24 protein-coding genes and 1 pseudogene are annotated in these 26,298 nt (G+C 64.3%); 11 read left to right on the forward strand and 14 right to left on the reverse strand.

Annotated elements, in window-relative coordinates; all coding sequences use genetic code 11:
• The first annotated feature begins 50 nt into the window (after nt 1-50).
• Nucleotides 51-1,070 (forward strand): isopenicillin N synthase family dioxygenase, encoded by a 1,020-nt coding sequence (locus DPM33_RS01635; RefSeq protein WP_112095149.1) that lies wholly within the window; start codon nt 51-53, stop codon nt 1,068-1,070.
• A 220-nt stretch (nt 1,071-1,290) separates the two neighbouring features.
• Here DPM33_RS01635 and hpaH read toward each other — a convergent pair whose 3' ends face one another.
• The 5 genes from hpaH to DPM33_RS01665 all read right to left on the reverse strand — a co-directional run bounded on the left by hpaH (nt 1,291) and on the right by DPM33_RS01665 (nt 6,147).
• Nucleotides 1,291-2,094, reverse strand: a complete 804-nt coding sequence (gene hpaH / locus DPM33_RS01640; RefSeq protein WP_167448907.1) for a 2-oxo-hept-4-ene-1,7-dioate hydratase — start codon at nt 2,092-2,094, stop codon at nt 1,291-1,293.
• Nucleotides 2,091-2,966, reverse strand: coding sequence for a fumarylacetoacetate hydrolase family protein (locus DPM33_RS01645; RefSeq protein WP_112095150.1), 876 nt, complete (start codon nt 2,964-2,966; stop codon nt 2,091-2,093). Before DPM33_RS01645 ends, hpaH begins: the two co-directional genes overlap by 4 nt.
• 238 nt (nt 2,967-3,204) lie before the next feature.
• The gene (hpaD, locus tag DPM33_RS01655; RefSeq protein ID WP_112095151.1) at nt 3,205-4,185 is read right to left on the reverse strand and encodes a 3,4-dihydroxyphenylacetate 2,3-dioxygenase; all 981 of its coding nucleotides are present in this window, start codon (nt 4,183-4,185) and stop codon (nt 3,205-3,207) included.
• A 13-nt stretch (nt 4,186-4,198) separates the two neighbouring features.
• Nucleotides 4,199-5,716: a 5-carboxymethyl-2-hydroxymuconate semialdehyde dehydrogenase gene (gene hpaE, locus DPM33_RS01660; protein ID WP_112095152.1), complete on the reverse strand. Its 1,518-nt coding sequence runs from the start codon at nt 5,714-5,716 to the stop codon at nt 4,199-4,201.
• Between the two features lie 44 nt (nt 5,717-5,760).
• Entirely contained in the window at nt 5,761-6,147 is a 387-nt protein-coding gene (locus DPM33_RS01665; RefSeq protein WP_112095153.1) for a 5-carboxymethyl-2-hydroxymuconate Delta-isomerase, read from the reverse strand.
• Nucleotides 6,148-6,370: 223 nt separating this feature from the next.
• Between DPM33_RS01665 and hpaR the strand changes: the two genes are divergently transcribed.
• The gene (gene hpaR / locus DPM33_RS01670; RefSeq protein ID WP_245441957.1) at nt 6,371-6,775 is read left to right on the forward strand and encodes a homoprotocatechuate degradation operon regulator HpaR; all 405 of its coding nucleotides are present in this window, start codon (nt 6,371-6,373) and stop codon (nt 6,773-6,775) included.
• 4 nt (nt 6,776-6,779) lie between these two features.
• Here the strand turns inward: hpaR and DPM33_RS01675 are convergent, their stop codons facing one another.
• A complete protein-coding gene (locus DPM33_RS01675; protein WP_112095888.1) occupies nt 6,780-7,289 on the reverse strand; it encodes a flavin reductase in 510 nt (169 codons plus the stop codon).
• Nucleotides 7,290-7,313: 24 nt separating this feature from the next.
• Nucleotides 7,314-8,858 carry a 4-hydroxyphenylacetate 3-hydroxylase family protein gene (locus tag DPM33_RS01680; protein ID WP_112095890.1) on the reverse strand — a complete coding sequence of 515 codons (1,545 nt, stop codon included), beginning with the start codon at nt 8,856-8,858 and terminating at the stop codon, nt 7,314-7,316.
• A 237-nt stretch (nt 8,859-9,095) separates the two neighbouring features.
• On the opposite strand from DPM33_RS01680, the pseudogene DPM33_RS37585 reads away from it, so the two are divergent.
• A pseudogene (locus tag DPM33_RS37585) lies at nt 9,096-9,230 on the forward strand (AraC family ligand binding domain-containing protein); the annotation flags it as partial.
• Nucleotides 9,231-9,567: 337 nt separating this feature from the next.
• Nucleotides 9,568-9,822, forward strand: a complete 255-nt coding sequence (locus DPM33_RS37590; protein ID WP_342634308.1) for a helix-turn-helix domain-containing protein — start codon at nt 9,568-9,570, stop codon at nt 9,820-9,822.
• Nucleotides 9,823-9,907: 85 nt separating this feature from the next.
• On the opposite strand, the gene DPM33_RS01690 is transcribed toward DPM33_RS37590, so the two are convergent.
• The 4 genes from DPM33_RS01690 to DPM33_RS01705 are packed head-to-tail and all read right to left on the reverse strand — an operon-like array spanning nt 9,908 to nt 14,004.
• Nucleotides 9,908-11,263: an aminotransferase class III-fold pyridoxal phosphate-dependent enzyme gene (locus tag DPM33_RS01690; protein ID WP_112095155.1), complete on the reverse strand. Its 1,356-nt coding sequence runs from the start codon at nt 11,261-11,263 to the stop codon at nt 9,908-9,910.
• A gap of 24 nt (nt 11,264-11,287) precedes the next feature.
• Nucleotides 11,288-11,953 carry an HAD-IA family hydrolase gene (locus tag DPM33_RS01695; RefSeq protein WP_112095156.1) on the reverse strand — a complete coding sequence of 222 codons (666 nt, stop codon included), beginning with the start codon at nt 11,951-11,953 and terminating at the stop codon, nt 11,288-11,290.
• Nucleotides 11,950-13,209: a Tm-1-like ATP-binding domain-containing protein gene (locus DPM33_RS01700; protein WP_112095157.1), complete on the reverse strand. Its 1,260-nt coding sequence runs from the start codon at nt 13,207-13,209 to the stop codon at nt 11,950-11,952. Before DPM33_RS01700 ends, DPM33_RS01695 begins: the two co-directional genes overlap by 4 nt.
• Before the next feature lie 30 nt (nt 13,210-13,239).
• The gene (locus DPM33_RS01705; protein ID WP_112095158.1) at nt 13,240-14,004 is read right to left on the reverse strand and encodes an IclR family transcriptional regulator; all 765 of its coding nucleotides are present in this window, start codon (nt 14,002-14,004) and stop codon (nt 13,240-13,242) included.
• 178 nt (nt 14,005-14,182) lie between these two features.
• Here DPM33_RS01705 and DPM33_RS01710 point away from each other — a divergent pair, with 178 nt between their 5' ends.
• The 3 genes from DPM33_RS01710 (at nt 14,183) to DPM33_RS01720 (ending at nt 18,380) form a co-directional block, all read left to right on the forward strand.
• Complete coding sequence (locus DPM33_RS01710) at nt 14,183-15,628, forward strand: APC family permease (RefSeq protein ID WP_112095159.1); 1,446 nt, start codon at nt 14,183-14,185, stop codon at nt 15,626-15,628.
• Between the two features lie 68 nt (nt 15,629-15,696).
• Nucleotides 15,697-16,893 (forward strand): cytochrome P450, encoded by a 1,197-nt coding sequence (locus DPM33_RS01715; RefSeq protein WP_112095160.1) that lies wholly within the window; start codon nt 15,697-15,699, stop codon nt 16,891-16,893.
• Complete coding sequence (locus tag DPM33_RS01720) at nt 16,893-18,380, forward strand: aldehyde dehydrogenase (protein WP_112095161.1); 1,488 nt, start codon at nt 16,893-16,895, stop codon at nt 18,378-18,380. Before DPM33_RS01715 ends, DPM33_RS01720 begins: the two co-directional genes overlap by 1 nt.
• Nucleotides 18,381-18,431: 51 nt before the next feature.
• On the opposite strand, the gene DPM33_RS01725 is transcribed toward DPM33_RS01720, so the two are convergent.
• Complete coding sequence (locus tag DPM33_RS01725) at nt 18,432-19,550, reverse strand: aminomethyl transferase family protein (RefSeq protein WP_112095162.1); 1,119 nt, start codon at nt 19,548-19,550, stop codon at nt 18,432-18,434.
• A 95-nt stretch (nt 19,551-19,645) separates the two neighbouring features.
• Here DPM33_RS01725 and DPM33_RS01730 point away from each other — a divergent pair, with 95 nt between their 5' ends.
• Nucleotides 19,646-19,930 carry a hypothetical protein gene (locus DPM33_RS01730; RefSeq protein WP_112095163.1) on the forward strand — a complete coding sequence of 95 codons (285 nt, stop codon included), beginning with the start codon at nt 19,646-19,648 and terminating at the stop codon, nt 19,928-19,930.
• Between the two features lie 16 nt (nt 19,931-19,946).
• On the opposite strand, the gene DPM33_RS01735 is transcribed toward DPM33_RS01730, so the two are convergent.
• The gene (locus DPM33_RS01735; protein ID WP_112095164.1) at nt 19,947-20,981 is read right to left on the reverse strand and encodes a class I SAM-dependent methyltransferase; all 1,035 of its coding nucleotides are present in this window, start codon (nt 20,979-20,981) and stop codon (nt 19,947-19,949) included.
• A gap of 315 nt (nt 20,982-21,296) precedes the next feature.
• Between DPM33_RS01735 and DPM33_RS01740 the strand changes: the two genes are divergently transcribed.
• Nucleotides 21,297-23,270: a putative bifunctional diguanylate cyclase/phosphodiesterase gene (locus DPM33_RS01740; protein ID WP_112095891.1), complete on the forward strand. Its 1,974-nt coding sequence runs from the start codon at nt 21,297-21,299 to the stop codon at nt 23,268-23,270.
• Between the two features lie 14 nt (nt 23,271-23,284).
• On the opposite strand, the gene DPM33_RS01745 is transcribed toward DPM33_RS01740, so the two are convergent.
• Nucleotides 23,285-24,181 (reverse strand): AraC family transcriptional regulator, encoded by an 897-nt coding sequence (locus DPM33_RS01745; RefSeq protein WP_112095893.1) that lies wholly within the window; start codon nt 24,179-24,181, stop codon nt 23,285-23,287.
• 151 nt (nt 24,182-24,332) lie between these two features.
• Here DPM33_RS01745 and DPM33_RS01750 point away from each other — a divergent pair, with 151 nt between their 5' ends.
• A complete protein-coding gene (locus tag DPM33_RS01750; RefSeq protein ID WP_112095165.1) occupies nt 24,333-25,058 on the forward strand; it encodes an SDR family oxidoreductase in 726 nt (241 codons plus the stop codon).
• A 411-nt stretch (nt 25,059-25,469) separates the two neighbouring features.
• Nucleotides 25,470-26,294: an NHL repeat-containing protein gene (locus DPM33_RS01755; protein ID WP_167448908.1), complete on the forward strand. Its 825-nt coding sequence runs from the start codon at nt 25,470-25,472 to the stop codon at nt 26,292-26,294.
• Nucleotides 26,295-26,298 lie beyond the last annotated feature (4 nt).

The following is a 26,298-nucleotide window of genomic DNA, read 5'->3' on the forward strand; positions in this document are numbered from 1 at the left end:
GCATGTCATCGTGTCGAGGGGTTGAAAGTCTCGCCAAGAGGAGCCTGTCCATGCCCAGAATAATTCCGGTGCTCGATCTCGACCGCTTGGAGCAAGGCGCGTCGGAGCTTCGGACGTTTCTTTTCGATCTGCGGACGGCGGCCCGCGATGTCGGTTTCTTCTATCTCAGCGGCCATGGCATCACCCAGACGGAGATCGATGCGGTGTTGGGCGCCGCGCGCGGCTTCTTCGCTTTGCCGGAGGCAGACAAGCTCGCCATCGAAATGGTGAAGTCGCCGCAGTTCCGCGGCTATACGCGCGCCGGCGGTGAATTGACCAGGGGCAAGGCCGACTGGCGCGAGCAGCTCGACCTCGGTGTCGAGCGCACGACGATTTCGCAAGCGCCGGGCGTGCCGGCCTGGACGCGGCTGCAAGGCCCGAACCAGTGGCCCGCGGCACTTCCCGACCTTAAGCCCGCGCTGCTTGCCTGGCAGGCCAAGGCGACCGACGTGGCGATCCGGCTGCTCAAAGCTTTCGCGCTGTCGCTCGACCAGCCGGAGGACGCCTTCGATCCGATTTATCGCGGTGAGCCGAACCATCGCATGAAGATCGTGCGTTATCCCGGCCGCGACGCCACAGGCGACGACCAGGGCGTCGGCGCGCACAAGGATGGCGGCTTTCTCACCCTTCTGCTGCAAGACGAGAACAAGGGCCTGCAGGTCGAGTATGACGGCAGCTGGGTGAATGTGGATCCGATCCCACGAACGCTCGTCGTCAACATCGGCGAGCTGCTGGAACTCGCCTCGAACGGTTATCTCAGGGCAACCGTGCACCGCGTGGTGACGCCGCCGGCCGGCGTCGAGCGGATTTCCGTGCCGTTCTTCTTCAGCGCGCGCCTCGACGCGACGATCCCACTGCTCGACCTGCCCGAGGAACTGGCGGCCGAGGCGCGCGGGCCGGCCAGCGATCCCGACAATCCGCTGTTCCGCAATGTCGGGACCAATGTGCTGAAAAGCCGGCTGAGGTCGCATCCCGACGTGGCGCGGCGGCATTATGCGGATCTTCTGGAAAAAGCATCGACCGCTGGCTGACGATTTCGTCCGATTAGAGCGAGATTTTTTCGCAATTTCGATCTTTTTTGGAATTCCGTTCGTGGAAAATACACTGCTCAAGCCCCAAATAAGAACCATCGCTCGGTGTTTTCCTCCCATTGCGCCGGGCGATGTTCCCCTCTGAAGGTTATGACCTTCATTCTTGGCCGGGCTGCTTTCGCGCCCGGCCTTTTTCTTCCCGTGCTGGGAAATGCGCCGATCAGGCGAAACTTATGCGGATGGTTCCGTATGGGCCGAAATCCGATACGATCCGGTCGCCATGCCGGCATTCGACCGGCCGGATGAACGAGCCTGACAGCACCACCTGGCCGGCCTCGATCCGCATGCCGTATTGATGCAGCCGGTTGGCGAGCCACACGATGCCTTTCGCCGGATGATCGAGCACGCCGGCGCCCAGGCCCGTCTCCTCGACCTCGCCGTTGCGCGACACGATCGCGCCGATCCAGCGCAGGTCCAACTCGCGCGGTCCGGCTGCGAGGCCGCCGACGACGATGCCGGCATTGGCCGCGTTGTCGGAGATCGTGTCGAAGAAGGTTCTGATCCTGCCGGTCTCCTTGTTCAGCCGCTCGATGCGGGTGTCGAGGATCTCGAGCGCCGGCGTGATGTGATCGGTAGCGTCGAGCACGTCGTCGATCGACACGTCCGGACCGGCGAGCGTCGCCTTCATGACGAAAGCGATCTCGGCCTCGATGCGCGGCTGGATGAAGCGATCGGCCGGCACCATGCCGTCATCCGCGAAGAACATGTCGTCGAACAGGATGCCGGAATCCGGAATGTCGATGCTGAGCGCCGACTGCATCGCCTTCGAGGTCAGGCCGATCTTCCAGCCCTTGATGGTGAGACCGGAAGCGACCTTTCGCTTCACCAGTGCCGCCTGCACGCGATAGGCGTCGTCCATCGTCGCTTGCGGAAAATCGAGGCTGAGCAGCCTGATCTGGCGACGTTCGCGCTCGGCCTCAAACAGTTTTCGTGCGGCGTCTTCGACTTGCTCATCCGTCATCATCGGCCAGCCTCTTCGTCGACGACGCCATTGCGCAGAAGCCCGATGCCGTCGGCCTCCACCTCGATCACGTCGCCAGGCCTAAGCCAGATCGGCGGATCGAAACGGGCGCCCGCGCCGGGCGGCGTTCCGGTGGCGATGACGTCGCCGGGCGTCAGCGTCGTGAAGGTCGAGATATAGTTGATGATCTTGCGGAAGGAAAAGATCATGCGCCCGGTGCGGTCCTGCTGGCGGACCTCGCCGTTGACGCGCGTGACCAGCGAGATGTCGGCGATCTGAGCCTCGTCGGTGAACGGCACCAGCCACGGCCCGATCGAGCCGGTGCGGTCGAAATTCTTGCCTTGCGTGACATTGAACTTCGCGTGGCGCACCCAGTCGCGGATCGTGCCTTCGTTGCATAGCGAAAGTGCTGCGATATGGCCAAGCGCATCGGCCTCGGCGATACGTCGCCCGCCCTTGCCGATGACGATGACCACCTCGCCCTCATAGTCGAGCTGCGGCGACTCCGGCGGGCGCACCAGCGGCGCGCCATGGCCGACGAAGGAGCACGAGAAGCGGATGAACAGCGACGGGTTGGAGGGCGCTGCCTGCCCGTCCTTGTACTCCTCATTGCGGTCCGGATAGTTGACGCCGACGCAGATGATCTTTTCCGGCGAGGGGACCGGGATTTCGTAGGCGATGTCCTCGACGCTGAAATCGGCTGCCAACCCTTCGGCTTCCTCCGCGAGCTTTACGAGCGCCCCGGCCTCGATCACCTCGCGCAGCGTCGGCCATTCGGGATGGCGCGCCGAAAGGTCGACCACGCCTTTGCCGGTGATCGCGCCGTAGCGCGTCTTGCCGCCGACGGCGAAGGTGGCGAGGCGCGCTACGCTCATTTTGAAACTCCGGTTCTATTGGCCAACCGGAAGCGTCGAGTTCTACGGCGCCCCCCTCTGTCCTGCCGGACATCTCCCCCACAAGGGGGGAGATCAACCGGCCGCGCCGTCAGCGCTTTTCTTGCAGCGTAGAAAATTGGCGAAGGCAGAGATGACAGCCAATCTCCCCCCAAGTGGGGAAGATGTCCGGCAGGACAGAGGGGGGCGCGAAGGAACGCTGCTATCGCAAAATATGAACTCATGGCGCCACGATCGGCGATGCGGCCAGATCGGACTTGCGCGGCTCGACGCCCGCAAACATGCTGCCTTCCTCGAACCAGCTTCGCGGCGCCGGCGCGCCCCACAGCGTCTGGCGCTGCGGGTCCTTCAGGTCCCATTTGATCGGCTCCAGGTCCGGGTCGACCGTCTGATAGTCCGAGCAGTAGATCTCGATGCGATGGTTGTCCGGATCGCGGATGTAGAGGAAGAAGGCGTTGGAGATGCCGTGCCGGCCGGGGCCGCGCTCGATATTCGGCAGCCAGCCGGTGGTCGCCATCAGGTCGAGCAGGTCGATGATGTTGAGCGGCGTCGGCACCCAGAAGGCGACATGGTACAGCCGCGGGCCAAGGCCGTTGGTGAAGGCGATGTCGTGCACGCCGCCCTTGCGGTGCGTCCAGGCGGCCCAGAGCTTTCCGGTCTCGGCGTCCTCGGTGTATTCGGTCACGCGGAAGCCGAGCTCGTTGTAGAAGGCTACCGATTCATCGACGTTCGGCGAGAAGCAGTTGAAGTGGTCGATGCGCAGCGGCTTCACGCCCTTATAGAGCGCGTATTTCTGGTGGATCGGCGGCAGCCGGTCCATCTTCGAATAGAATTCGAGCGGAATGCCGTGCGGGTCGCGGGTGCGGAAGGTGCGCGACTGGTAGGGCCGCTCGACCCATTCCACCGGCAGGCCCTTGGTCTTGAAAAAGTGCGCGGCCTTGTCGAGGTCCTCGTCGGAGAACACCTTGAAGCCGAGGTCGCGCGCTTCGGGCTCAGCGGCCTTGCGCAGCACGATGCAGTGATGGCCGCGCTCTTCCATGGCGCGAAGATAGATGGCGCCGCTGGTCTCGTCGGTCACCTGCAGGCCGAGCGTGTCGACGTAGAAGGCGCGGGATTTCGCCAGGTCGGTGACGGCGAGCTCGACGTGGCTGAGCCGCACGATGTTGAAGGCAGGGTAGAGATTGGGTTGGGGCAGGGCCATTGGGTGTCTCCGGTCAGCCGCCGAGTTTCTGGATCGAATGCGGTGCCGTGGCGAACGCGATGTTCTTGGTTTCCATGTAGAAGTCGAACGACCAGTCACCGCCGTCGCGGCCGATGCCCGAACTCTTGACGCCGCCGAACGGCGTCGGCAGGTGCCGGACATTCTCCGAGTTCACCCAGATCATGCCGGCATCCAGCGCATCGGTGAAGCGCAACGCGCGGGTCACGTCCGAGGTCCACAGATAGCCGGTGAGGCCATATTGTGTGTCGTTGGCGAGAGCCAGCGCCTCGGCCTCGTCCTTGAACGGGATCGCCGTCAGCACCGGCCCGAAGATTTCCTCCTGCGCGATACGCATCTTGTTGGTGGCGCCGACGAACAATGTCGGGCTGACATAGCAGCCGCCGCCCGGACCGGCGAACTTGCCGCCGCCGGCGGCGACCACCGCGCCTTCCGATTTGCCGATCTCGATATAGGAGAGAACCTTCTCTTCGTGCACCGGGTGGATCAGCGGCCCCACCACGGTCTCCGGATCGAGCGGATGGCCGATCCTGATGCGCTTGGCCTTCTCCGCCACCAGATCGGTGAACTTGTCATGCACCGAAGCCTCGACCAGCAGCCGCGAGGACGAGGTGCAGCGCTCGCCGTTCAGCGAATAGATCATGAAGACGGCGGCGTCCGCCGCGCGCTCCAGGTCGGCATCGGCAAAGACGATCACCGGGTTCTTGCCGCCGAGCTCGAAATGCACGCGCTTCAGCGTCTCGGCGCCCTGTCTCATAATCATCGAACCGGTGCGGCTTTCGCCAACAAAGCCGATCGCCTTGATGTCGGGATGCTCCGTCAGCGCCCGGCCGGCGTCCTCGCCAAAACCGTTGACGAGGTTCCACACGCCCTTGGGCAGGCCGGCCTCCTCGGCGATCTCGACCAGCAGCCGCGCCGTCAGCGGTGACAATTCCGCCGGCTTGTGCACCACGGTGCAACCGGCTGCCAGAGCCGGCGCGATCTTCCAAGTCGACAGCATGAACGGCGTGTTCCACGGCGTGATGACGCCGACCGGGCCGATCGGCACACGCATCGTCACATTGAGCTGGTTCGTCGCCCTGATCGAGCGGCCGTCACGCGCCTCCGGCGCGCGGTCGGCGTAGAAGCGGAAATTTTCGGCGCCGCGCAGCGCCGCCTTGGCCATGAATTTCAGCGACTGGCCGGTGTCCATGCATTCGACGAAGGCGATCTCTTCGGCGCGCGCGACGATGGCGTCGGCGATTTTGTGCATGAGCTTCTTGCGCGCATCGCCGGAGATCGCCGCCCAGTCCTTGAAAGCGGCCTTGGCAGCCTTGGCGGCGCGGTCGATGTCGGCGGCCTTGCCGCGCGCCACGGTCGCGAGTGGCTTCAGGTCGATCGGCGAGATCGTCTCATAGGTCGAACCGTCGGCCGAGGGCACCGCCTCGCCGGCGATCTGGTTGAGCACGCCGCCTTTGCGGAAGCGTTCGAGATAGGCCTCGGCTTTTCTCAAATTATCGTCCAGTGCCGCCATGGGGTCTTTCCTGTTGCTTGCCGCGACCGGTTTGCTTGCGATGCTCACTTGCCACGCAGGCGCGGATGGATGGCGTTCTTCTTCCAGCTTAGCTCGGCGTCGATCTCGCGGATCTCCAGCGACAGCGCGAAATGCGGCGTGGCGAACAGCGATGAAAGATGGTCGGTGACCGCCGCGAAGATCGCCTCGCCGGCGCTTTTCTTTTCATCGGCGCTGCGGCCCTTGCCGATGCGGAAATTCATGTCGATGAAGCCGTTCTCAGGCAGAAGGTCGGCGATCGCGTAGGCCTCGGCGCGGAAGGCGCGCACCCTGACCGCGCCCCGCTCGAACAGGCCGGTTGCGAGGATGGTGCGTGAGACCAGCGCGCAGAGCTCGCCCATATCGACCTTGGGGTCGAGATTCGCCGAATATTCGATCGACATATGGGGCAAGGGTTCCCTCCACCTTGTAGTTAACATGTGAATTACATCTAGACGACCGAATGTCAAGCGTCGTTGTCTATGTCGATGCGGCTTCCGGCGGTGGGATTGCCGCTCCCGGCAAAATCGCGGATATAGCTGCGATCCCGGCTGTTAATATTTACCGCGAGTCGTACTGGATTGGATTTTTCGGAGACCTGATTTGCTACCACCGAGCACTCGTCGCTCCCTGCCGATGGCTCTGCTTCGCGCCCGCGAAGTGATCATGGCGCATTTCCGGCCGATGCTTGCCCGCCACGACATCACCGAGCAGCAGTGGCGCGTGCTGCGCGTGCTCGCTGAAACCGGCCCCCTGGAGGCGACCGAGCTCGCCAACCGCGCGTCGATCCTGCCGCCGAGCCTCACCCGCATCATCAAGGCGCTGGAGGAGAGGGAATTCATATCCCGCAACAAGGTCAAGGATGACGGCCGCCGCGCCCTGCTCGCCATCAGCCCGACCGGCCTGGCGCTGATCGAGGAACTGGCGCCCGAGCGCGCCGCCATCTATGAGGCGATCGAGAAGCGCTACGGCGCCGCGGAGCATGAGCGCCTGCTGGATATGCTGGACAGCCTGATCCAGTCGGAATCGACGGAGGGGTAAGCGCTCACCCGCCAAAACTGCCCAGCGCGCTCGGCTGCATGTAGTCGCGTCCGACATAGAGCAGCGCCGCCTCGTCGCTGCCGTGGCGGATGTCGACGACGCGGCCGAACATCACATTGTGCGTGCCGACCTTGTTCACCGCCCCGATCTCGCAATCGAAGCTGACGATGGCGTCGAGCAGCGCCGGCATCCCGGACGGCATGGTCTGCCAGCGGGCGGCCTGATAGCGCTCGGCCATGTCGCGGATCGCGCCGGCGAACTTCGCCGCCAGATGCATATGCGACTGGGTCAGCACGTTGACGCAAAAACGCTGGTTGGCGAGGAACATGCCGGTCTGCGCCGAGCGCTCGTTCATGCATACCAGCAGCGTCGGCGGGTCGTCGGAAACGCTGCACATGGCGGTCGCGGTGAAGCCGCCGCGCCCCGCCGGACCATCGGTGGTGACGATGTTGACGGGCGCGCAGACCCGCGCCATCGCCTCGCGGAATTCCAGCCTCGCGACTTGTGTTGTCATGGCCGCCTCCATCGCCGGCCTCGCTCAGTTGGCCTGGGCGCCGAGCGGCGGCAGCCAGGTGTCGCCGGTCCAGCCCTTCTCGTCATAGTCGGCCATGCATTGGTCGACGAGCTCCTCCATCTGCTTCAGCCTGCCGCCGCGCTCGGCGCCCTTCAGCACCTGCAGCCGCACCTCTTCCGGCGCGCCGGCATAGTTGAGCTCATAGAGCGCGTGGCGGCCGCCGAATTCGGTGCCGGTCGCATCCCACAACAGCTTCATGATCTTGATGCGCTCGACATGGCCCATGTCGTTGGAGCCGCGCACATATTGCGCGAGGTAGCGGTCGATCTCCGGATTGTCGAAGTCGCGCGCCGAGGAGGGCAGGTAGATCAGCCCCGAGGCGATCACGCGGCGTACCGTGTCGATGACGCGCGGATAGGCTTCCGACATGAAGGTGCGGTAGGCGAGAGCCGCCTCCAGATTGGGCAGCACCGCGCCGTTGGCCCACGGGATAGGGTTGTGCGCCATGGCGTTGGAGAAGCTCCAGAACATGTGGCGTAGCGCGATCACCTCGCCGAGCGCCGCCTGGTTGCCTCGAAAAGCGTCGCCGCCGGTCGCGCGCAGCGCCTTGGCGAGCAGGCCGGCGAGGAAGTCGAGCTTCACGGCAAAGCGCGTGCAGCCCTGAAAACAATAGCCGTGCATGAAGCCCGACGCCGGATGGAAGGACAGGATCTTCTGCGCGTCGCGCAGCACCAGCACGTCCTCCCAGGGGATGAAAACATTGTCGAGCACCAGGATCGCGTCGTTCTCGTCGAAGCGCGACGACAGCGGATAGTCGAACGGGTGGCCGACGGTGTTGGCCGTCTGCTCGTAGGAGACGCGGCAGAACATCTTTATGCCCGGCGCGTTCATCGGCACGATGAACATCACCGACAGCGACGGATCCTCGGTCACCGTCGCCGAGCTTTGCGCGAGGAAATTGTAATGGGTGAGCGCCGACGACGTCGCCACCACCTTGGCGCCCGACACCCAGATGCCGGCGTCGTTCTCCTTCGTGATGTGCACGAACACGTCCTTCACCTGTTCGGCCGGCTTGTGGCGGTCGATCGGCGGATTGACGATGGCGTGATTCATGAACAGGACCGCCTCCTGCGCACGTTTGTGCCAGGCGCGGGCATTGTCCTTGAACGGCCCATACCATTCGGCATTGGCGCCGAGCGTGTTCATCAGTGCCGCCTTGTAGTCGGCGGTGCGGCCCATCCAACCATAGGTCATGCGCGCCCAATGCGCGATCGCGCCTTGCTGCGCGGCAAGCTCGGCGGAGGAATGCGCGACGCGGAAATATTTGTGCGTGAAGCCGGCCGAACCGGTGTCGGTGGGCGAGGTCAGCACCGCCTGCTGGGCCGGATCATGCAGCGCGTCGTAGAGCCGCGCCAGCGAACGCACCGAATTGCGCATCGCCGGATGGCTGGTGACGTCGGCTACACGTTCGCCGTTGATATAGACCTCGCGCCCGTCGCGCAGGCTCGCCAGATATTCTGCGCCCGTGAACGGCCGCGATTTGTCGGCCCGGAATTCTTCCGATCGCATCATGATCCTCCCTTGGATTGGCTGGAGAGTAGCCGGAGGCGCCCTAATGGTTTATGGACGAAAGCGCAAAACCGCTTGGACTTTTTCCGGTATCCCATGAGCCAGACCGCCATTCCGGAATTCTTCGTCTACGGCGAGCCTGCGCGAGCGCTCGACGTCGGTTTCCTGCATGTCGAGACCGTGCAGGCCCGGGCTGCAGTGCATCGCGGCCGAGTTCTGGCGCACAAACACCCGCAAATGGCGCAGATTACCTTCTGGACGAGCGGGCAGGGCATCTATCGGATCGAGGACAGGACCTGGAGTTTTTCGGCACCGACGGTCAGCTTCATGCCGAGCGGCGTGGTGCATGGGTTCGACATCGAGCCGGGCACCGACGCGACCGTCGTTTCGATCGCCGATGAGGCTCTCGCGGCGATCGCCGAGCATTCGGCGCTGCCGCTCGACCAGCCGGTTCTCATCACTGCGCGTGGTGAGGAAGCGCTTTGGCAAAGGCTCGGCGACACGGTCAGGATGATCCAGGCCGAATATGCCGAGGCGCAAGCCGGCGCGGAAATGATCCTGCCGCCACTGGTCGCCGTGGCGTTGTCGCACATCGCCCGTCTCGACGCCCAGTCGCACGCGGTCATCGTGCCGGTGGCCGTCGCTCTGGGTGGCCGGCTCAGGCGGCTGATCGACCGCCATTTTCGCGATGATTGGCCGGTCGAGCGCTATGTCGAGGAGCTCGGTACCACGCGCCATCTGCTCGACAAGGCTTCACACCAGGTGCTGGGTTCCGGCGTGCGCCAGGCGATCGGCGAGGCGGCTGGTCGAGGCCAAGCGCCTGCTCCTCTTCACCATCCGCACGGTAGAGGACATCGCCTACGAAACCGGCTTCAACGATCCGGCCTATTTTTCGCGCTTCTTTCGGCAGGCGGTTAGCATGGCGCCGGCTGCGTGGCGGAGGAAAAGGGTGAATGGTGAATAGTAAATGGTGAATAGGCGAGGTCAGTGCAGCTTGACTGGCAGCGCTTGGAGGAATTTCTCACCATTCACCATTCACCATTCACCATTCACGCCGCGGCCGCCGCCAAACCCACATCCAACCCCTCGGCGATCTTCGCTACATCCGCCGCCGAAATCACCAGCGGCGGCGACAGGATGATGTTGTTGCCCGAGACGCGCAGCATGACGCCGGCGCCATAGGCGGCGTCGGCGACAGTGGCCATCGTCTTCTTGTCGACCGGCTTCTTGGCTGCTCTGTCGGAGACCAGCTCGAGCGCGGCCATCAGGCCCTGGTAGCGGACATCGCCGACCAACTGGTGCTTGGCCTTCAACGCTTCGAGCGCCTTGCCGAGTTCGACGCCGCGCGCCGCCGCATTCTGGTCGACGGCAAGTCGCCTGGTTTCGGCGAGCGCCGCAAGCCCTGCCGCGCACCCCACGGGGTGGCCCGAATAGGTATAGCCATGGCCGATCGAGCCGAAGCTCGTCTTGTCGGCCTCGAAGACGTCGGCGACCTTGGCGCTGATCAATGTCGCGCCGAGCGGGAAGTAGCCGGAGGTGATCGCCTTGGCGATGGTCATGAAATCCGGTCTGGTGCCGGAGAGGCGCGAGCCCGACCAGGCGCCGGTGCGGCCAAAGCCGGTTACCACCTCGTCGGCGATCAACAGGATGTCGTCGCGGTCGCAGATCGCCCGCACCATCGGCATGAAGCTTTCATGCGGGACGATGACACCGCCGGCGCCGAGCACCGGCTCCATGATGAAGGCGGCGATGGTGTCGGCGCCCTGGAAGGCGATCTCCTCCTCGATCGCCCGCGCGCAGAGTTTCGCCAGTTTCGCCGGATCGGTCTCGTCGAACGGGTTGCGGTAGGTCATGGGCGCCGGGGTGTGGAAGACGCCGGGCAGCAATGGCTCGTAGTTGCGGCGGAAATTGGCGTTGCCGTTGACCGAGGCGCCGCCGAAATGCGTGCCGTGGTAGCCCTTCTTCAGCGCCAGGAATTTCGTGCGGTCGCCCTGGCCGCGGATCTTCCAGTATTGCCGCGCGACTCGCAGCGCCGTCTCGACCGAATCCGAGCCGCCCGAGGTGAAGAAGGCGCGCACCATGCCTTCGGGCGCGAACCATTCGGTGAGCTCATAGGCGAGCTCGATCGACGGTCCGGTCGAGGTGCCGCGAAAGCCGGAGTAATAGGGGAGCGCATCGAGCTGCGCGGCCATCGCCTTCTTGATCGGATCGCAGCTGTAACCGAGGTTGACGTTCCACAACCCGCCGACGGCGTCGAGCACGGTGCGGCCCTCGGCATCGGTGACCGAAACGCCTTCGCCCTTCATGATGATCTTCGGCGGGCTCGCCCGCATTTCGGCCGGATGCGCCATCGGATGCCAGATCGGCTTGGCGTTGTTTTCGGTGAGGAAGTTGATGTCACGCATCGGGAGGGACTCCGGTTTTTCCGATCAGGAGAGTGTCAGGCCGAAAGGACTGAGCGCCTCGGCATAGCTTTGCGCCGGTCGGGCGACGTCGAAATGAACTGTGGGCATGCCGGCGGCAATCGCGCCGTCGACATTGCGTTTCTGGTCGTCGACGAAGACGCAGGCCGAAAGCGGCAACTGCAGCGCCTCGCCAACCATCGCATAGGCGCGCGCGTCGGGCTTGAGGATTTTGGTATAGGTCGCGTCGACGATCGTCTCGAACAGCTCGAGCAGCGGCAGCCGCTCGCGAAAGGACTTGCCGTAGAAGAGGTCGAGCTCGTTGGAGAGGATGGCGAGCCGTATGCCGGCTTCATGCGCGATGTGGATCGCCCGCTCGGCCTGTGGCCGCACCACCGCCTGCGGATCGGCGCCGCGTGCCCGCTGCACGAAGGTCGACATGTCCTGCCAGTCTTCGCCGACCAATTGGGCGACTTCGCGCGTGCGCGTCTTCCAATAATCGCGCTCGCTGATCTCGTCGGCTTGCATCGAACACCATAAGGGATCGGAGGCGGGATCGAAAGGTCCGCGCCAGTCAAGCGTGCCGGGTTTTAGCCCCAGCGAGTGCTCGGTCAGCCCATGCGTCTCGAACAGCGTGCGGGTTACGACGCCGCCGAAGTCGAGCACCAGCGCCTGCGGTTTCACTTCGCTCATGCCGCCCGCCTGCCGGTCACGCCGGGCGGCACGATGCCTTCGGCCACCCAGCGGTCGAAGATCTCCAGCGCTTTGGCGCTGAAGGCGGCATCATTGATGTGGCCGGCGATCTCATGCAACTCGGCATTATCGGGCACACGCACCCGCATCTCCTCGACAAACGCCGCAAGTGCCTCGGGTTCGTGGAGCGGTTCGCCTTCCTGGTCCCATTGCTGGATACCGCCGACCGGCAAGATGAACGCCGTCGCGCCGGTCGCCGTGGCAAGCTTTTCGCCGATGGCACGCGCGATCTCCTGGCGTGTCGCGCCGTCGGAGGTGACCGAGGCGAGCAGCCGGTTATGCGCATGATAGGGCCGCTCGGTGAAGCGCGACGGCACGGCCTGCCAGGTCGGGAAATCGACCATGTCGATGGCGCCTGGCGCGACGATCTGCGGAATGCCCTGGCGTCCGGCATTCTCCAGCCGGTCGGTGCCCGAATTCACCACCGAGCCGGTGAGCTGGTTGGCGAGTTCCTGCAGGCTGAAATCGAGCACCGCGACGAAGCCCTTCTGCGCCGCGATCGCCTCCAGCGCTCGCCCACCCATGCCGGTGGTGTGGAAAACGATGACCTCATAGCCGCGTTTTTCCAATTCCGGCTTCAGCGTCACCATGTACTGAAGGCAGCTCTTTCCCAGCGAGCTCATGCCGATGCGCGGCCTGGACCGATCGGGCTTCACGACGGCCCGGGCAGCCCCCACCACCGCGCCGCAGGCCTGCGACAGCACCGCCTTGCAGGCGCTGTTGAGGCCGTAAAGTCCGCCGGCCCACAGGATCATCATCAAGTCGGTGGCGATCCGTTCTGGCGGCACGAGATGCGAATAGGCGATCGTCGAGACGACGAATTTCGGCACGCCGAGCGGCAGCGCAAGCGCAACGTCGAGCGCAAGATCGGTGCCCATTGTGCCGCCCAGCGCGATGAAGCCCTCGATATTGCCCTCGTCATGCAGTGAGCGCGCGAGCCGCGAGGCGCCGAGCGCCATCAAGGTCATCGCCGTATTCTCGTCACCGCTGGCGATGATCGCCTCGACCGTCCTGCCGGCGGCTTTGGCCACGGCATGGCGGTCATGCTCCGGCCTGTAGGGCGGATCGCCAAGCACGCTCACGTCCATCATCACGGCGACGCCGCCTACGGCCTCGATGCGCTCGCGCATGAACAGAAGCTCGTCGGCCTTGGTGTCGCCGGTGCCGATAACCAGGATTCGGCGTTTCTCCTCCACGTCAATCTCCCTGCAGTCTCTTGTTGGTTGTTATGCCCGTTTCTGGCCGGGCAGGCGGCCGAACAGCCGCTCGCCGATCTCGCGACCCGCAGCGATCACACTGACGCCGAGCCGCTCGATATCGCCCTTTTGCGTTCGCACGCGCGGCGCCGCCACGGCGATGGCACCGAGGGCGTGGCCGTCGGCGCCGAGGATCGGTGCGGCGACGCTCATCACGCCTTCCTCGAAACCCTGCGCGCCGATCGAATGGCCGCGCGCGCGGGCAGCGGCGACATGGTCGGCGAGCGTATCTGCATCGCCGATGGTGAAGGTGGTGAAGGCGGGCATCGGGCCGGCCAGTATGCGTTGCCGGATGCGTTCCTCGGTGAAGGCCAGGAACACGATGCCGGACGCCGTCGCATGCATCGGCAGCACCGCGCCGAGCGGCACGCTGACCCGGTTGGCCTTGGCGGATTCGACGACGTGGACGGAGATCAGCCCGCGCTTAGAATATTCTGAAAGATGCACCGTCTCGCCGGTCTCGGCAGCCAGCGCCTCGACGACCGGCACCGCCATGCGCAGGAAGGGGAACTGCGCCTCGCGCATCAGCGCCAGCCGCGTCAGGCCGGCGCCGAGGCGGTAAAAGCGCGTCGTCTCGTCCTGCTCGACCAACCCTTGCGCAATCAGCGAAACCAGCAGCCGGCGCACCGTCGCCTTGTCGAAGCCGGCGGCCTTGGCAATATCGGCAAGCGCTGACTCGGGCGCGCCGCTGCCCAGCAGCTCCAGCAGCGAAATGGCTTTGGCCACCGTGCTCATCGCCTGTCCGATCCTCCGTCAGATACTTAACGTGCGAATTAACTTGACAGCAAGTCGATTCCTTTGCAAGTCTAATATCGAAATGCCGTTGCAAATAGTGAAATGAACATCAGGCCCGCCAGAAGGCCCTCGGCATCTCAGGGACACTTGGCTTCCGCAGCGCGGAATGGAGGGAAAAATGACCACACTTGAAGCCTGCGAAGTGAACCGGCTGAGGAAGAACAGCCTTGGCGTCGGCGCCATCACCTTCATGGTGATCTCGGCTGCCGCCCCGCTCACCGCCGTTGCCGGCGGCACGCCGCTCGGCATGCTGATGGGCAACGGCGCCGGCTTTGCCGGCACCTATCTGATCGTGACGCTGTTGCTGCTCCTGTTCGCGGTTGGCTATGTCGCCATGTCGCGACACATCGGCAATGCCGGCGCCTTCTATGCCTATGCCGCGCGCGGCCTCGGCGGGCTCGCCGGCGGCGCCGTCGCGCTGATCGCCATCCTTTCCTACAACGCCATGCAGATCGGCGTCATGGGTCTGTTGGGCGCTGCCACCTCAGGCCTGTTCGCCGGCTGGGGCATCAACCTGCCCTGGTGGGTGTGGAGCTTCATCGCCATCGCCATCGTCGCCGTGCTTGGCTACCGCCAGGTCGACCTGTCGGCCAAGATCCTGACGGTGCTGGTGCTCGCCGAATATATCGTCGTGCTGATCCTCGACCTCACCATCCTCAAGACCGGCGGCGACAGCGGCCTGTCGGCCGCGCCCTTCAGCTGGAGCCAGATCACCAGCGGCGCGCCTGCCATCGCCATCCTGTTCTGCTTCGCCGCCTTCATCGGCTTCGAGGCGACGACGATCTATGCCGAGGAGGCGCGCGACCCGAAGGTGACCATCCCGCGCGCCACCTATTTCTCCGTCATCCTGATCGGCCTGTTCTACATGGTCACCGCCTGGCTGATGGCGGTCGGCGCCGGCGTCGACAAGCTCTTGCCGTCGCTGCAGGCTTTGCAGGACCCCACCACCTTCCTGTTCGGCCTCTCTGACCGCTATTCCGGAACGCTGCTCACCCACGCCATGAGCATCCTCTTCGTGTCGAGCCTGTTCGCCGGCGTGCTGGCCTTCCACAATGCGGTCGCCCGCTACATCTACGTCGCCGGCCGCGAGAAACTGCTGCCGCAGTCGATCGGCGTGACGCATTCGGCGCATCAGAGCCCGCATGTCGCCTCGGTGATCCAGACCGTGCTCGCGGCTGTCGTCGTCGGGCTGTTCGCGGTGCTCGGTCTCGATCCGGTGCTGGCGCTGTTCTCGTGGCTCACCAACGTCGCCACGCTCGGCGTCATCGTGATGATGGCGGTGGCCTCGCTCGCCGTCGTGATGTACTTCCGCGCCAATCCGTCCAGCCAGGAGAACGGGCTGAAGACCACGATCCTGCCGGCGCTGACCTTCATCGCCTTCGTCATCATCATCTATCTGATCGTCATCAATTTCGGCAGCCTGTCGGGAGCCGGCGGCTTCCTCGGCGTGTTCCTGCCGGCGCTGGTGCTGATCGCGGCCGTCGTCGGCCTGCTGCTGGCAGGCGCTCTGAGGAGCCGGGATCCGGCCGCCTTCGAGCGGCTCGGCCAGCCGCTGAGCGATTGATGGACAGGTGACTGATGGCTAGGGGCGGCGTCCGCGCCGCCCCACCTCAAGACAGCGGGAGCAGCGGCATGAGCTTTGCCGATGATATCACGGTCGAGGCGCTGGAAGCCGACCCCAATCCGATCTACGCCGAGCTGAGGCGCAGCGCCCCGGTCGCTTTCGTGCCGGCCGTCAATCTCTGGTTCGTCACGCGCTGGAAGGACGTCGAGCTGGTGGCGAAGTCGCCGGACATCTTCTCCGCGGTCGTCAAAGCGGGCGTCTCTCCGGTCGAGCGCTCCTTCGGCAAGCCGACCATCCTGACCAGCGACGGCGAGGTCCACAGGGACCTGCGCCAGGGTATCGACCCGAAATACCGGCCGCGCACCGTCGCCTCTTATGCCGGCGATCTCGTGCGCTCGATCGCCGAACCCTATCTCGATGAGATCGCCGAACGCGGTTCCGCCGAGCTGATGGCCGATTATTTCGAGCCGGTGTCGACGCTGAGCCTGGCGCGCTCGCTTGGCCTCATCGACATCGACATGCCGACCTTGCGGCGCTGGTTCTACGGTCTCGCCCAGGGCGCCATCAATTTCGAGAACGACCCGAAGCGCCAGGAGATCGCCGACGCGATCGGCGCCGAGGTCAGCGATGCGGTGATGCCGACCTTGCAGCAGCTCGCCCGCGAGCCCGACGGCTCGGCGCTGTCGCATATGCTGCATGACGGCATGCCGAAGGGCAAAACCCGCGCGATCGATTTCCTGATGCCGACCATCAAGGTCATCCTGCTTGGCGGCATGCAGGAACCGGGTCATGGCGCCGGGTCGATACTCGTCGGCCTGCTGACGAATCCTGAACAGTTGCGGCAGGTGCTGGACGACCTGGAAACTTTCGTGCCCAAGTCCGTCGACGAGGGTTTGCGCTGGGTGGCGCCGATCGGCACGCAGACGCGCGAAACGACCCGCGCCGTGGAGATCGGCGGCGCGACGATCCCGGCCGGCGCGCCGATCGCCGCGCTGGTCTCCTCGGCCAGCCGCGACGAGAGCCGTTTCACCGATCCGGACCGCTTCGACATTAACCGCGGCGAGGGCAACCACGCCGCCTTCGGCTTCGGCCATCATTTCTGCTCGGGCCGTTTCTTCGCGCGCGAGCAGATGTGCCTTGCGCTACGCCTGCTGCTGGAGCGCTTTCCGGATCTCAGGCTGGTGCCAGGCAAGGAGCCGGTGTTCCGCGGCTGGGAGTTCCGCGCGCCGGCGACACTTCATGTGGAATTTGGAGCAAACGTATAATGATCAACCAGGACATCATCGACACGCTGCGCAAGATGGAGGTCGGCGCGCGGCGTCTGTTCATCGATGGCGCCCATGCTGTTGCCGAGAGCGGCGCCAGCCTCGAAGTGATCTCGCCGATCGACGGCCGTCCCTTCGGCAGCATCGCTGACGGCGGTGCCGCCGATGTCGATCGGGCAGTCGCCTCGGCGCGCAAGGCGTTCGCGAAGGGCTCCTGGTCGCGCGCGGCACCCGCCTTTCGCAAGAAGGTGCTGTTGAAATTCGCCGAGCTGGTCGAAAAGCACGCGCTTGAACTGGCCGTGCTCGGCGTGCGCGACAACGGCACCGAAATCGGCATGGCCTACAAGGCCGAACCGCTGTCCGCCGCCGGCACCATCCGTTACTACGCCGAGGCGATCGACAAGGTCTATGGCGAGATCGCGCCGACGGCCGACAATGTGCTGGGTCTGATCCACAAGGAGCCGCTCGGCGTCGTCGGCATCATCGTGCCGTGGAATTTCCCGCTGATGATCGGCGCCTGGAAGATCGCGCCGGCCTTGGCCGCCGGCAACTCCATCGTCGTCAAACCGCCGGAGATCGCCTCGCTGACACTGCTGCGGCTGGCGGAGCTTGCCGCCGAGGCCGGCCTTCCGGAGGGCGTCTTCAACGTCGTCACCGGTCGTGGTTCCGTCGCCGGCGAGGCGCTCGGCCTGCATATGGATGTCGACGCCATCGCCTTCACCGGCTCCGGCCCTGTCGGTCGCCGCTTGCTCGAATACTCGGCGCGCTCCAACCTCAAGCGCGTCTTCCTCGAGCTTGGCGGCAAGTCGCCCAACATCGTCTTTGCCGATGCGCCTGATTTGAAGCAGGCGGCGGTCGTTTCGGCCAACGGTATCTTCCGCAATTCCGGCCAGGTCTGTGTCGCCGGCTCGCGGCTGCTGGTCCAGGCCTCGGTCTATGACCGCTTCATGGAGGAGCTGCTCAAGGCCACCACCAAGCTGAAGGTTGGCGATCCGCTCGATCTCGGCAGTGACATCGGCGCGGTGTCGAGCGCCGAGCAACTGACCAAGAATCTCGGCTTCGTTGCAAAAGCTTCGGAGGAGGGCGCCCGTCTCGTCACCGGCGGCGAGCGCATCCTGGCGGAGACCGGCGGCAGCTATATGGCGCCGACGATCTTCGAGAATGTGACCGAGAAAATGCAGCTCGCCCGCGAAGAGGTGTTCGGGCCGGTGCTCGGCGTCATGCGCTTCGACACCGAGGAGGAGGCGGTGCGGCTTGCCAACGCCACCGTCTATGGTCTCGCTTCCGCCGTGTGGACCTCGAACCTGTCGACCGCGCACCGCATGGTGCGCGCCATCAATGCCGGTGTCGTCCACGTCAACACCTATGGCGGCGCCGACATCACGGTGCCGCTCGGCGGCGTCAAGCAGTCCGGCTTCGGCCGCGACAAGTCGCTCCACGCCATTGAGAAATACACCGACCTCAAGACGGCGTGGATTTCGCTCTGAAGCAGTTCCAGGAAAAGTGTGAAGCGGTTTTCCGTTCGGAATTGCGTACACTTAAGCTCGCAGGCGCAAGCCCTCTGGATCGAAGAACGGCATCGGCGCGACGACGGCCTGCACCGGTGTCCCGTCGATGTCGATGCTGAGCTCGGTGCCGATCGTCGTGAAGGGCACCTTGATATGCGCCGTGGCCAGCATCTTGCCGATGGAATAGCCATGGTCGCTATAGGTGACGATCCCGGCATCCTCGCCGTCTGACGACCGTACTCGTGCGTCCGTCGCGGCCGGCTTGTCGCTGTCGAGGATGAGGCCGGTCCATCGCTCGTCGATGCCCTTGTCGCGGATCCGCATCAGCGCGTCGCGGCCGACGAAGTCGCCCTTGTCGAAGCGGATCCAGCGGTCGAGGCCGACATGGAACGGCGTGCGGCTCTCGTCCATGTCGATGCCATGCGCCGGATAGGCCTTTTCCAACCCCAGCGTGAACATCGCCAGCACGCCATAGGGCTTCAGTCCGAAGTCCCGCCCGGTCCGCATCAGCGTATCCCAGACGGAAGCCGCTTCGTCGGCCGGCACGAACAATTCGAAGCCGAGCTCGCCGGTCACCCCGGTGCGTGAGATGCGCACGTTGGTCTCGCCGATGCGCCCCGAAATGAACGACCAGCGCTTCAGCCCGTCCAGGTCGGCATCCGAAACCATCGCTTTGAGCAACGCGCGCGAGCGCGGGCCCTGGATGGTCGGGAAGGCGACGGCCGCGGTGATGTCGGTGACATAGGCCTTCCGGCCCTCGGCATGGTGCTGCAGCCAGGGCAGCATTTTCAGCCGGTTGACCGAACCGGTCACCAGCATGAAGTGCTCGGGCGACAGGCGGAACACGGTGAGGTCGTCCATGATGCCGCCGTCGTCGCGGCAAACGGTCGAATAGCGCACCTGGCCGGGCTTCATCGCCGAGGCATCATTGACGATGACATGATTGACCAGCGCCTCGGCGTCCGGCCCCTTGATGTCCATCTTGCCCATGGTGCTGAGATCCTGCACGCCGACATTGGCGCGGGTGTTCAGGTGCTCGTCCTCGATGCCGGAATAGTATTTGGCGGAGACGAAATTGCCGCCGACCCGACCCATGGTCGCGCCAAGTGCGACGATGCTGGCATAGAAGGGGGAGCGCCGCTCGACCAAGGAAATGGATCTCCGTTGACTGGCGGAGTCTACGGGCTTTCAGGGACGCGACGGAGACGGAAACGACATGTCATGCGCCGATCACGGCGCACGCGATGCCGGCCAATCTGCGCGGCGCCTATATCTCGCCCAGGATGAAATCGGCGCAGCGCATCGTCGTGCCGGACTTACCACCCAGTGATCTCGGGCTGACGATCATCCTGGCTGCTGTTTCTGCCGAAGGGGACGATGCGGCTGGGCAGCAAGGCACGGACAGCCTGAGCGGTCAGTCTGCGGTAAACTCGAAATCGTCGAGATCGGCCGACCTGATCACGACATCCTTGTTCGGCCGCCGGATCAGCCCCTTGTCGTTGGCGCACCCAGGAAACGGGCGCGCATGATGCAGCCAAGGTAGCGCTATCCGCGCTTCTCAATCACCGCGTAAAGCACGTTGCGGTTCTCGCCATAGAACACCTGCGCGTCGACGGTGTTGCGGTCGACGCTGGCATTGATGATGTTCCACATGTCGGCCTCCGAGCGTAGCAGCAGCACCCAGTCCATGAAGGTTTCGCGGTAGCCGGCGTCGGGAGTGCCGTCGGCGTAGTTGGCGAACAGGAACCTGCCGTTCGGCTTCAGCATCTGCAGGCAGGTCTTGGTGAGCTTCACGGCGACGTTGTGCTGGAGATAGTCGTAAAGCCCGGAGGCGTAGATCAGGTCGAACTTGCCGAGCTTGTGGCCCCTGGTCAGCACCGTCCGCACCGAACCGTCGACGGCCTCGACCGCGGTGCCCTGGAAGTCGCGCGCGATCAGCCCGACGCTCTGCGGATCCTGGTCGAGCGCAACCCAGCGCTTGAGCCTGCCCTCGGCGAGCGCGGTCGAACGATTGGCCTCGCGCAAATGGCCGGCCGCGATCGCCAGCACCTCGGCGTCCGGTCCGTTCCTCGCCGCGGTCTCATCGACATAGCGGGTCAGGAGGTCGCGCCGTTCGCGGGCCGCGACGCAGGACGGCACGTTCTGGGTATGGCTGTACAGCGCTTTGCCGACTTCCGAAGCGTTTGCCACGTCATCGGCCACATGCGGGTCGCAGTAGATGTAGTCGAGCAACTGCGCGTCGCCGGAATAGCCCCTGGGCTTGGTGAAGGACCAATGCGTGAGCGGGTCCTGGAGGAAGTACTGCTGGATCGGGTGGCTCTGCGCCACCGGTATCAAGGCCTGCCAGACGTCTGGGTGGACCCTGGAGCGCAAAGCATTGAGCACCGACAGCAGCCGGCGAACGATCTCGGCGGGATCTTTCCGCAGCTCGATCTGCTGCTGCGTCGTCAACAGGATGAGCGCCAGCTCCGCGCGCGCCGCTTCGAACGCTTCGCCGTGGCGCTCGGGCTTCCCTCGATGCAGGCCGGCGGCAATCGTCTTGGCAGTAATCAGGCTCTTGCCATCAAAAACGGTCTGCACCGGATACTCCGTGGTTAACAGTTCATTAATTTATTACGTAGAATGTCGGATTTGCCAACGGCGATCGTTAGCATTTTAATAATATGATTAATTTCCCGCTAACCATCTCGCTTCATTGGATATTTTGCAGGTCGGAATCCGGGTTCGAGTTAACGCAAACTTGTCTCCCGCCGTGGCATTTTATTGCTCGGCAAACCGTTGTTTCCCTAGGAGCGGGCCCGCGTGGGGGCAGAAGCGAGAAAAGAGCTCGAAGCGCAAAAATCCCTTGACCAGGGTTTCATCGCCAACGAACGCGTCGCGTCCAGATTGGCCGATATGGCGCATGTCGAGCCCTACGAGCCGCGCCCCGGCCCGGGGCCGAACGAACTGCGCGTCCTTTATCGTGAGGAATCGCAGGCGAAGCGGCGCAAGGAAGCCAGGCCCGGGCTCTGGATGGCCGTTGCCATCTATGTGCTGTTCTCGGCGACGGACCTGCTGCTGATACCGGATGTGGCGCTGTACACCATCACGGCGCGCTTTGCCGTCGGCCTCACGGCGCTGCTGACGCTGGAGGGTCAGCTTCGCCGCGGCGTTGCCACGCAATGGCTCGACATGACCTGCGCCGCCGCCATCATCTTCGGTTATATCGGCTGGCTGTGGCCGACATCGTTGGGCGCGGAACGGGAAGCCGTCGCCTATTATATGGTGTTCGGCACGATCTTCATGATGAGTGCCAACCTGTTCTTCACGTTCAGCTTCAAGACGTCGATCATCACGTCGACCATAATCCTGTGCATACTGTACGTGGTGAATTATTTCGTACCCGCTTCGCTCACCTACAAGCTGGTGTTCGGCACGTTCTACGTCTCGTGCTTCACCTTCACCTCCTATGTGAACTGGAAGCTGAACGAGGAGCGCTACAACGTCTTCCTCAATGCGCTGGAAGCCAAGATCCAGCACAACGAGGCGACCGAACGCGGCAAGGCGCTGTTGCGGTTGTCGCGCACCGACCCGCTGACGGGCCTGGAGAACCGCCGCGCGATCGACGAGAAGCTGCGCGACTGCTGGAGCGACTGGCAGAAGCTCGGCATTCGTTTCGCGGCGATCCTCATCGACGTGGATTTCTTCAAGAAGTTCAACGACTGCTACGGCCATCAGGAAGGCGACCGCTGCCTGATCCATGTCGCCAACGCGCTGAGCGATCTGGTCAGGCAGCACAATGGCTCGATCGGGCGCTACGGCGGCGAGGAATTCATCGTGCTCGCGCGCCTGAACGACAAGGACCAGGTCGCGGACCTGGCGCAGGCCATTTGCCGTACGGTGGAGGACCTTGCGCTGACGCACGAGCTGCGGCGGGACGGCACCTCGGTCGTGACGGTCAGCGTCGGTGCCGCGTTTACCCGCACGCAAGCCGGCGGCAAGCTCGAGAAGATTATCCACGAGGCCGACCGCGCGCTTTATCTGGCGAAGGCCGGCGGTCGCAATTGCGCGCGATTGTTCGATCCGACCGATCCGCAATCGAGCGACGAGAGCGAGAACATCGCGGCCCTGCTGAAGATCGCCGTTGAACGGGATCTCGTCTCGCTGGTCTATCAGCCTATCCAGGATCTCGGCTCGGGCCGGTTCGACGCCGTCGAGGCGTTGATGCGCCTGAAAATGCTCGACGGCATACTGGTTCCGCCGAGCCTGTTCATTCCCGTCGCCGAACGCACCGGCGCCATCCTCGAACTGGGGCGCTGGGCGATAAGGACGGTGTGCACGGATATGCTGGCGCACGACCATGTCCGTCTCGTCAGCGTCAACGTATCGCCGATTCAGCTCAAGACACCCGGCTTCGCCACGTCCGTCGCCGGCATCCTCGGCGAGACCGGCGTCGCCGGCAGCCGGCTGGCGTTCGAGATCACCGAAGGGCGCGAGTTGGAGATGGACTCCGACATCCTGCGCTGCATCAGCGATCTGAAGCTCCTGGGCATCAGGATCTGGCTCGATGATTTCGGCACCGGCTTCGCCGGCCTGTCGTGGCTGCGCCTGATCGATTTCGACACGGTCAAGATCGACCGTTCGTTCCTGCACGATTGCGGCACGCCGAAGGGCATGGCCATGCTCCAGGACATCATCGCGCTGGTCCGCAACCGCGGCCACAAGATCCTGGTCGAAGGCGTGGAAACCGATGAGCAGATGGCGCTGATGCGCGAATTCGGCATCGACAAGGTGCAAGGCTACCATGTCGGCCGTCCGGTGCCGGCCGCCAGCTTCCAGACCAAGCGGCCCGTGCAGAAACGGCCGTTCACGGTGCTCAAGTCGGCTTGAGGGCAGCGTAAGGCTCAGCAGGCCGCGGCGGAGCCCGGTGTGGCCTGAAGGCGGTCGATGTCCCGGCGAGGCGGCGCGCCGAACAGGCGGCGATATTCGCGGCTGAACTGCGAAGGGCTGTCATAGCCGACCGCGAAGCCGGCCGCACCCGCGCTCGCCCCATCCGTCAGCATCAGCCTGCGCGCTTCCTGCAGGCGCAACTGCTTCTGGTATTCGAGCGGGGTCATGCGGGTGATCGCCTTGAAGTGGGCGTGCAGCGACGACGAGCTCATGCCCGACGCGGCGGCAATCTCGTCGATACGCAACTGCGTGTCGAAGCCGCCGCGGATCGTGGCGATGGCGCGGCTGATCTGGTTCAGGTGACTGCCCACGGACGCCATCTGACGAAGCGTCGCGCCGTGTGGCCCGGTGAGCAGCCGGTAGAGGATCTCGCGCTCTATCAGCGGCGCCAGGGCCCCGATGCTCTCGGGGCAATCGAGCAGCCTGACAAGCCGGCAGGCGGCATCGATCAGGTGGGGGTCACCCGGATAGACGGCAAGCACGGGCAGGTTACCGCCGGGAGGAGCACGCCCCTCCGTCATCAGCAGGTCGGCAAGTGCTGCGGAATCGAAATCGATCTTGCAGCAAAGATACGGCGCGGCTGGACTTGCCTCCAGCACATGGCCAACCAGATGCAGGTCGACCGAGACGAGAAGATAGCTGGAAGCGTCATAGACCACGCTCTGGCCAGCCAGCGAGACACGCTTCGACCCTTGGGCGATTATGCAAAGCGAGGCTTCATAGACAGCCGGCAGCGGCGCGCTGGGATGGTCGGCGCGAAAGAGCGTCAACCGCGGCACTGCGGTGCCCGACATGCCGGAAACCCGCGCGAACCGCGAGATCATCTGCGCCAGATCGGTGATTTTGTCCATGCCGCATAAATCGGCATCGCGCGCCATGTTGCAAGGCTAGGCCGGGCTCATTTGGAGGATCGTGCAAACTCTTTGGACGATCACGCTACCGTCATCCGGCTTCGAGCCACCATCTTGCGTTCCGTCACCGCAAACGAAGAAGGACACGATCATGACGGGACTGAAAGACAGGGTTGTACTCATCACCGGCGCCTCGAGCGGCATCGGCGAAGCGACGGTTCGCGAGCTTGCCGCGGCGGGCGCCAAACTGTTCATCGGCGCCCGCCGCACCGAGCGGCTGGCGGCGCTGGCGGAGGAACTCGGCAAGGGGATTGCCTGGCGCGGGCTCGACGTGACGGATGCGGCGAGCTTCGACGCTTTCGCAAATGCTGCTCATGCGCAATTCGGGCGGATCGACGTGCTGGTCAACAATGCCGGCGTCATGCCGCTGTCTCCGCTTGCCGCGCTGAAGCGCGATGAATGGGAGCGTATGATAAACGTCAATATCTTCGGCGTGCTGAACGGCATCGCTGCGGTGCTGCCTCGCTTCGTCGCGCAGAAGAGCGGGCACGTCGTCAATGTCGCGTCGGTCGGCGCGCACATCGTGCTGCCCACGGCGGCGGTCTACTGCGGCACGAAATACGCGGTGTGGGCGATAACCGAAGGCCTGCGGCAGGAGCACGACGACATCCGCGCCACGATCATCTCCCCCGGCGTCACCGCGACCGAACTCGGCGACGACATCAGTGACCCCCAGGTAGCTGCAGCCTTGAAAGACTGGCGGCAGAAGTCGCTGACCCCGGACGCCATAGCCCGCGCGATCCGCTTCGCCCTCGAACAGCCCGACGGCGTCGACGTCAACGAAGTGATCGTGCGCCCGACCGCGGCGAACATGTAGACGCTATGCTTTGTAGCGAATATCGGCTTGCGGGTGAGCGACTGAGCTCCCCGCAAGTCAGACGGGGCCGCCTGCTGTCGATCAGGCATGAGTTTCGTGACGATCGGACGGATCGGAGCAGGCTCCGCGATGGTCCAGAACATTACTACGGCCGTCTGCATCGCGGCCAAGAGATCTGGCGAGTGCTGGGTCGATTTCACCCTCACGGGGGCGCTTCAGCCAGTTTAGCAGGGCTTAAAGACGCCGAGGTCAACCATCATTTACCGGGAGGTGCGTCAGCCGCTCATTTAGTCTGGCCTGTCTCAGTGATCTGTTTCACACCGGTGTCTTGCTGGTTGCAGTATGCAATGGCAACCAGGGCTGGAGCGTCATCGACTGGCAACCGGAACAACAGCGGCTGGGATTGTGAAGATGGCTGGACTTGCCGTTTCCGACTTGAGGCGAGGAATTTCAATCCTCCAGGCGAATCCGTCCGATCCCCCGGCTGACGTGCCGGCCCCCGCCGGGTTCGGCCTTCCGTACGGCTTGGCCCGCCTTCCAGACGGACGGTTGTTGACAGCCGACCGCAGCCAAAGCCGGATCATCGCCTGCGCCGAAGACGGCACGAATTGGGAAAGTTTCGGGTCGCAGGGTGCCGGGGGCGGCCAATTTCAAAACCCGATGGGAGTTGCCGTCTCCGACGAGGGACGGATTTTCGTGGCCGATACCGGCAATTTCCGAATAGTCGCCATGGATGCCTTTGACGGGACCGGTTGGCAGGCTTACGGCCAGAAAATTGCCGCAGGCTCCGTCGGGCCGGGCAGGTTCGCAGGTCCGGTCTGCATCCAGCACGGACCGGGTGGGCTGGTGGTGGCGGATCCAGCCGCGGCGCGTATCGTGCAGCTTGCTCAGCTCGACGATGCTTACTGGGATGTGAGTTCGCAGGGTACGTTCCGAAATCCCGCCGCGGTCGCCGTGCTGCCCGACGGTACGATCATCGTGGGAGACCTGACACGCGAAGGGCTTTCCATCATGGCCTCGCCGTCAGGCGGGATCACGGAGACGATCCTCGGGGATGTCCTGCGTTATCCGGCGGCACTTGCCGTGACAGGCGCGGGGGCCTTGGCCGCATTCTTCCTTCCTACGCTTGCGCTCTGCTCTGTTGTTCGCGACGCCTCGGGCTGGAATGTGTCCCTCGATGCCAGGCTCGATCAAGTCGGCATCCGCCGGCCAACCGCCCTGTGCCAACTGCCGTGAGGAC

It is taken from the genome of Mesorhizobium hawassense, from assembly GCF_003289945.1.
Classification (GTDB): domain Bacteria; phylum Pseudomonadota; class Alphaproteobacteria; order Rhizobiales; family Rhizobiaceae; genus Mesorhizobium; species Mesorhizobium hawassense.

Excerpts from the sequence above, each read along its gene's own strand:
- DPM33_RS01635 (WP_112095149.1), top strand. The coding sequence starts at position 51 with ATGCCCAGAATAATTCCGGTGCTCGATCTCGACCGCTTGGAGCAAGGC.
- hpaH (WP_167448907.1), bottom strand. The coding sequence starts at position 2,094 with ATGATGACGGATGAGCAAGTCGAAGACGCCGCACGAAAACTGTTTGAG.
- DPM33_RS01645 (WP_112095150.1), bottom strand. The coding sequence starts at position 2,966 with ATGAGCGTAGCGCGCCTCGCCACCTTCGCCGTCGGCGGCAAGACGCGC.
- hpaD (WP_112095151.1), bottom strand. The coding sequence starts at position 4,185 with ATGGCCCTGCCCCAACCCAATCTCTACCCTGCCTTCAACATCGTGCGG.
- hpaE (WP_112095152.1), bottom strand. The coding sequence starts at position 5,716 with ATGGCGGCACTGGACGATAATTTGAGAAAAGCCGAGGCCTATCTCGAA.
- hpaR (WP_245441957.1), top strand. The coding sequence starts at position 6,371 with ATGGCTCTGCTTCGCGCCCGCGAAGTGATCATGGCGCATTTCCGGCCG.
- DPM33_RS01675 (WP_112095888.1), bottom strand. The coding sequence starts at position 7,289 with ATGACAACACAAGTCGCGAGGCTGGAATTCCGCGAGGCGATGGCGCGG.
- DPM33_RS01680 (WP_112095890.1), bottom strand. The coding sequence starts at position 8,858 with ATGCGATCGGAAGAATTCCGGGCCGACAAATCGCGGCCGTTCACGGGC.
- DPM33_RS37590 (WP_342634308.1), top strand. The coding sequence starts at position 9,568 with ATGTCGAGGAGCTCGGTACCACGCGCCATCTGCTCGACAAGGCTTCAC.
- DPM33_RS01690 (WP_112095155.1), bottom strand. The coding sequence starts at position 11,263 with ATGCGTGACATCAACTTCCTCACCGAAAACAACGCCAAGCCGATCTGG.
- DPM33_RS01695 (WP_112095156.1), bottom strand. The coding sequence starts at position 11,953 with ATGAGCGAAGTGAAACCGCAGGCGCTGGTGCTCGACTTCGGCGGCGTC.
- DPM33_RS01705 (WP_112095158.1), bottom strand. The coding sequence starts at position 14,004 with ATGAGCACGGTGGCCAAAGCCATTTCGCTGCTGGAGCTGCTGGGCAGC.
- DPM33_RS01710 (WP_112095159.1), top strand. The coding sequence starts at position 14,183 with ATGACCACACTTGAAGCCTGCGAAGTGAACCGGCTGAGGAAGAACAGC.
- DPM33_RS01715 (WP_112095160.1), top strand. The coding sequence starts at position 15,697 with ATGAGCTTTGCCGATGATATCACGGTCGAGGCGCTGGAAGCCGACCCC.
- DPM33_RS01720 (WP_112095161.1), top strand. The coding sequence starts at position 16,893 with ATGATCAACCAGGACATCATCGACACGCTGCGCAAGATGGAGGTCGGC.
- DPM33_RS01730 (WP_112095163.1), top strand. The coding sequence starts at position 19,646 with ATGCCGGCCAATCTGCGCGGCGCCTATATCTCGCCCAGGATGAAATCG.
- DPM33_RS01740 (WP_112095891.1), top strand. The coding sequence starts at position 21,297 with ATGGCGCATGTCGAGCCCTACGAGCCGCGCCCCGGCCCGGGGCCGAAC.
- DPM33_RS01745 (WP_112095893.1), bottom strand. The coding sequence starts at position 24,181 with ATGGACAAAATCACCGATCTGGCGCAGATGATCTCGCGGTTCGCGCGG.
- DPM33_RS01750 (WP_112095165.1), top strand. The coding sequence starts at position 24,333 with ATGACGGGACTGAAAGACAGGGTTGTACTCATCACCGGCGCCTCGAGC.
- DPM33_RS01755 (WP_167448908.1), top strand. The coding sequence starts at position 25,470 with ATGGCTGGACTTGCCGTTTCCGACTTGAGGCGAGGAATTTCAATCCTC.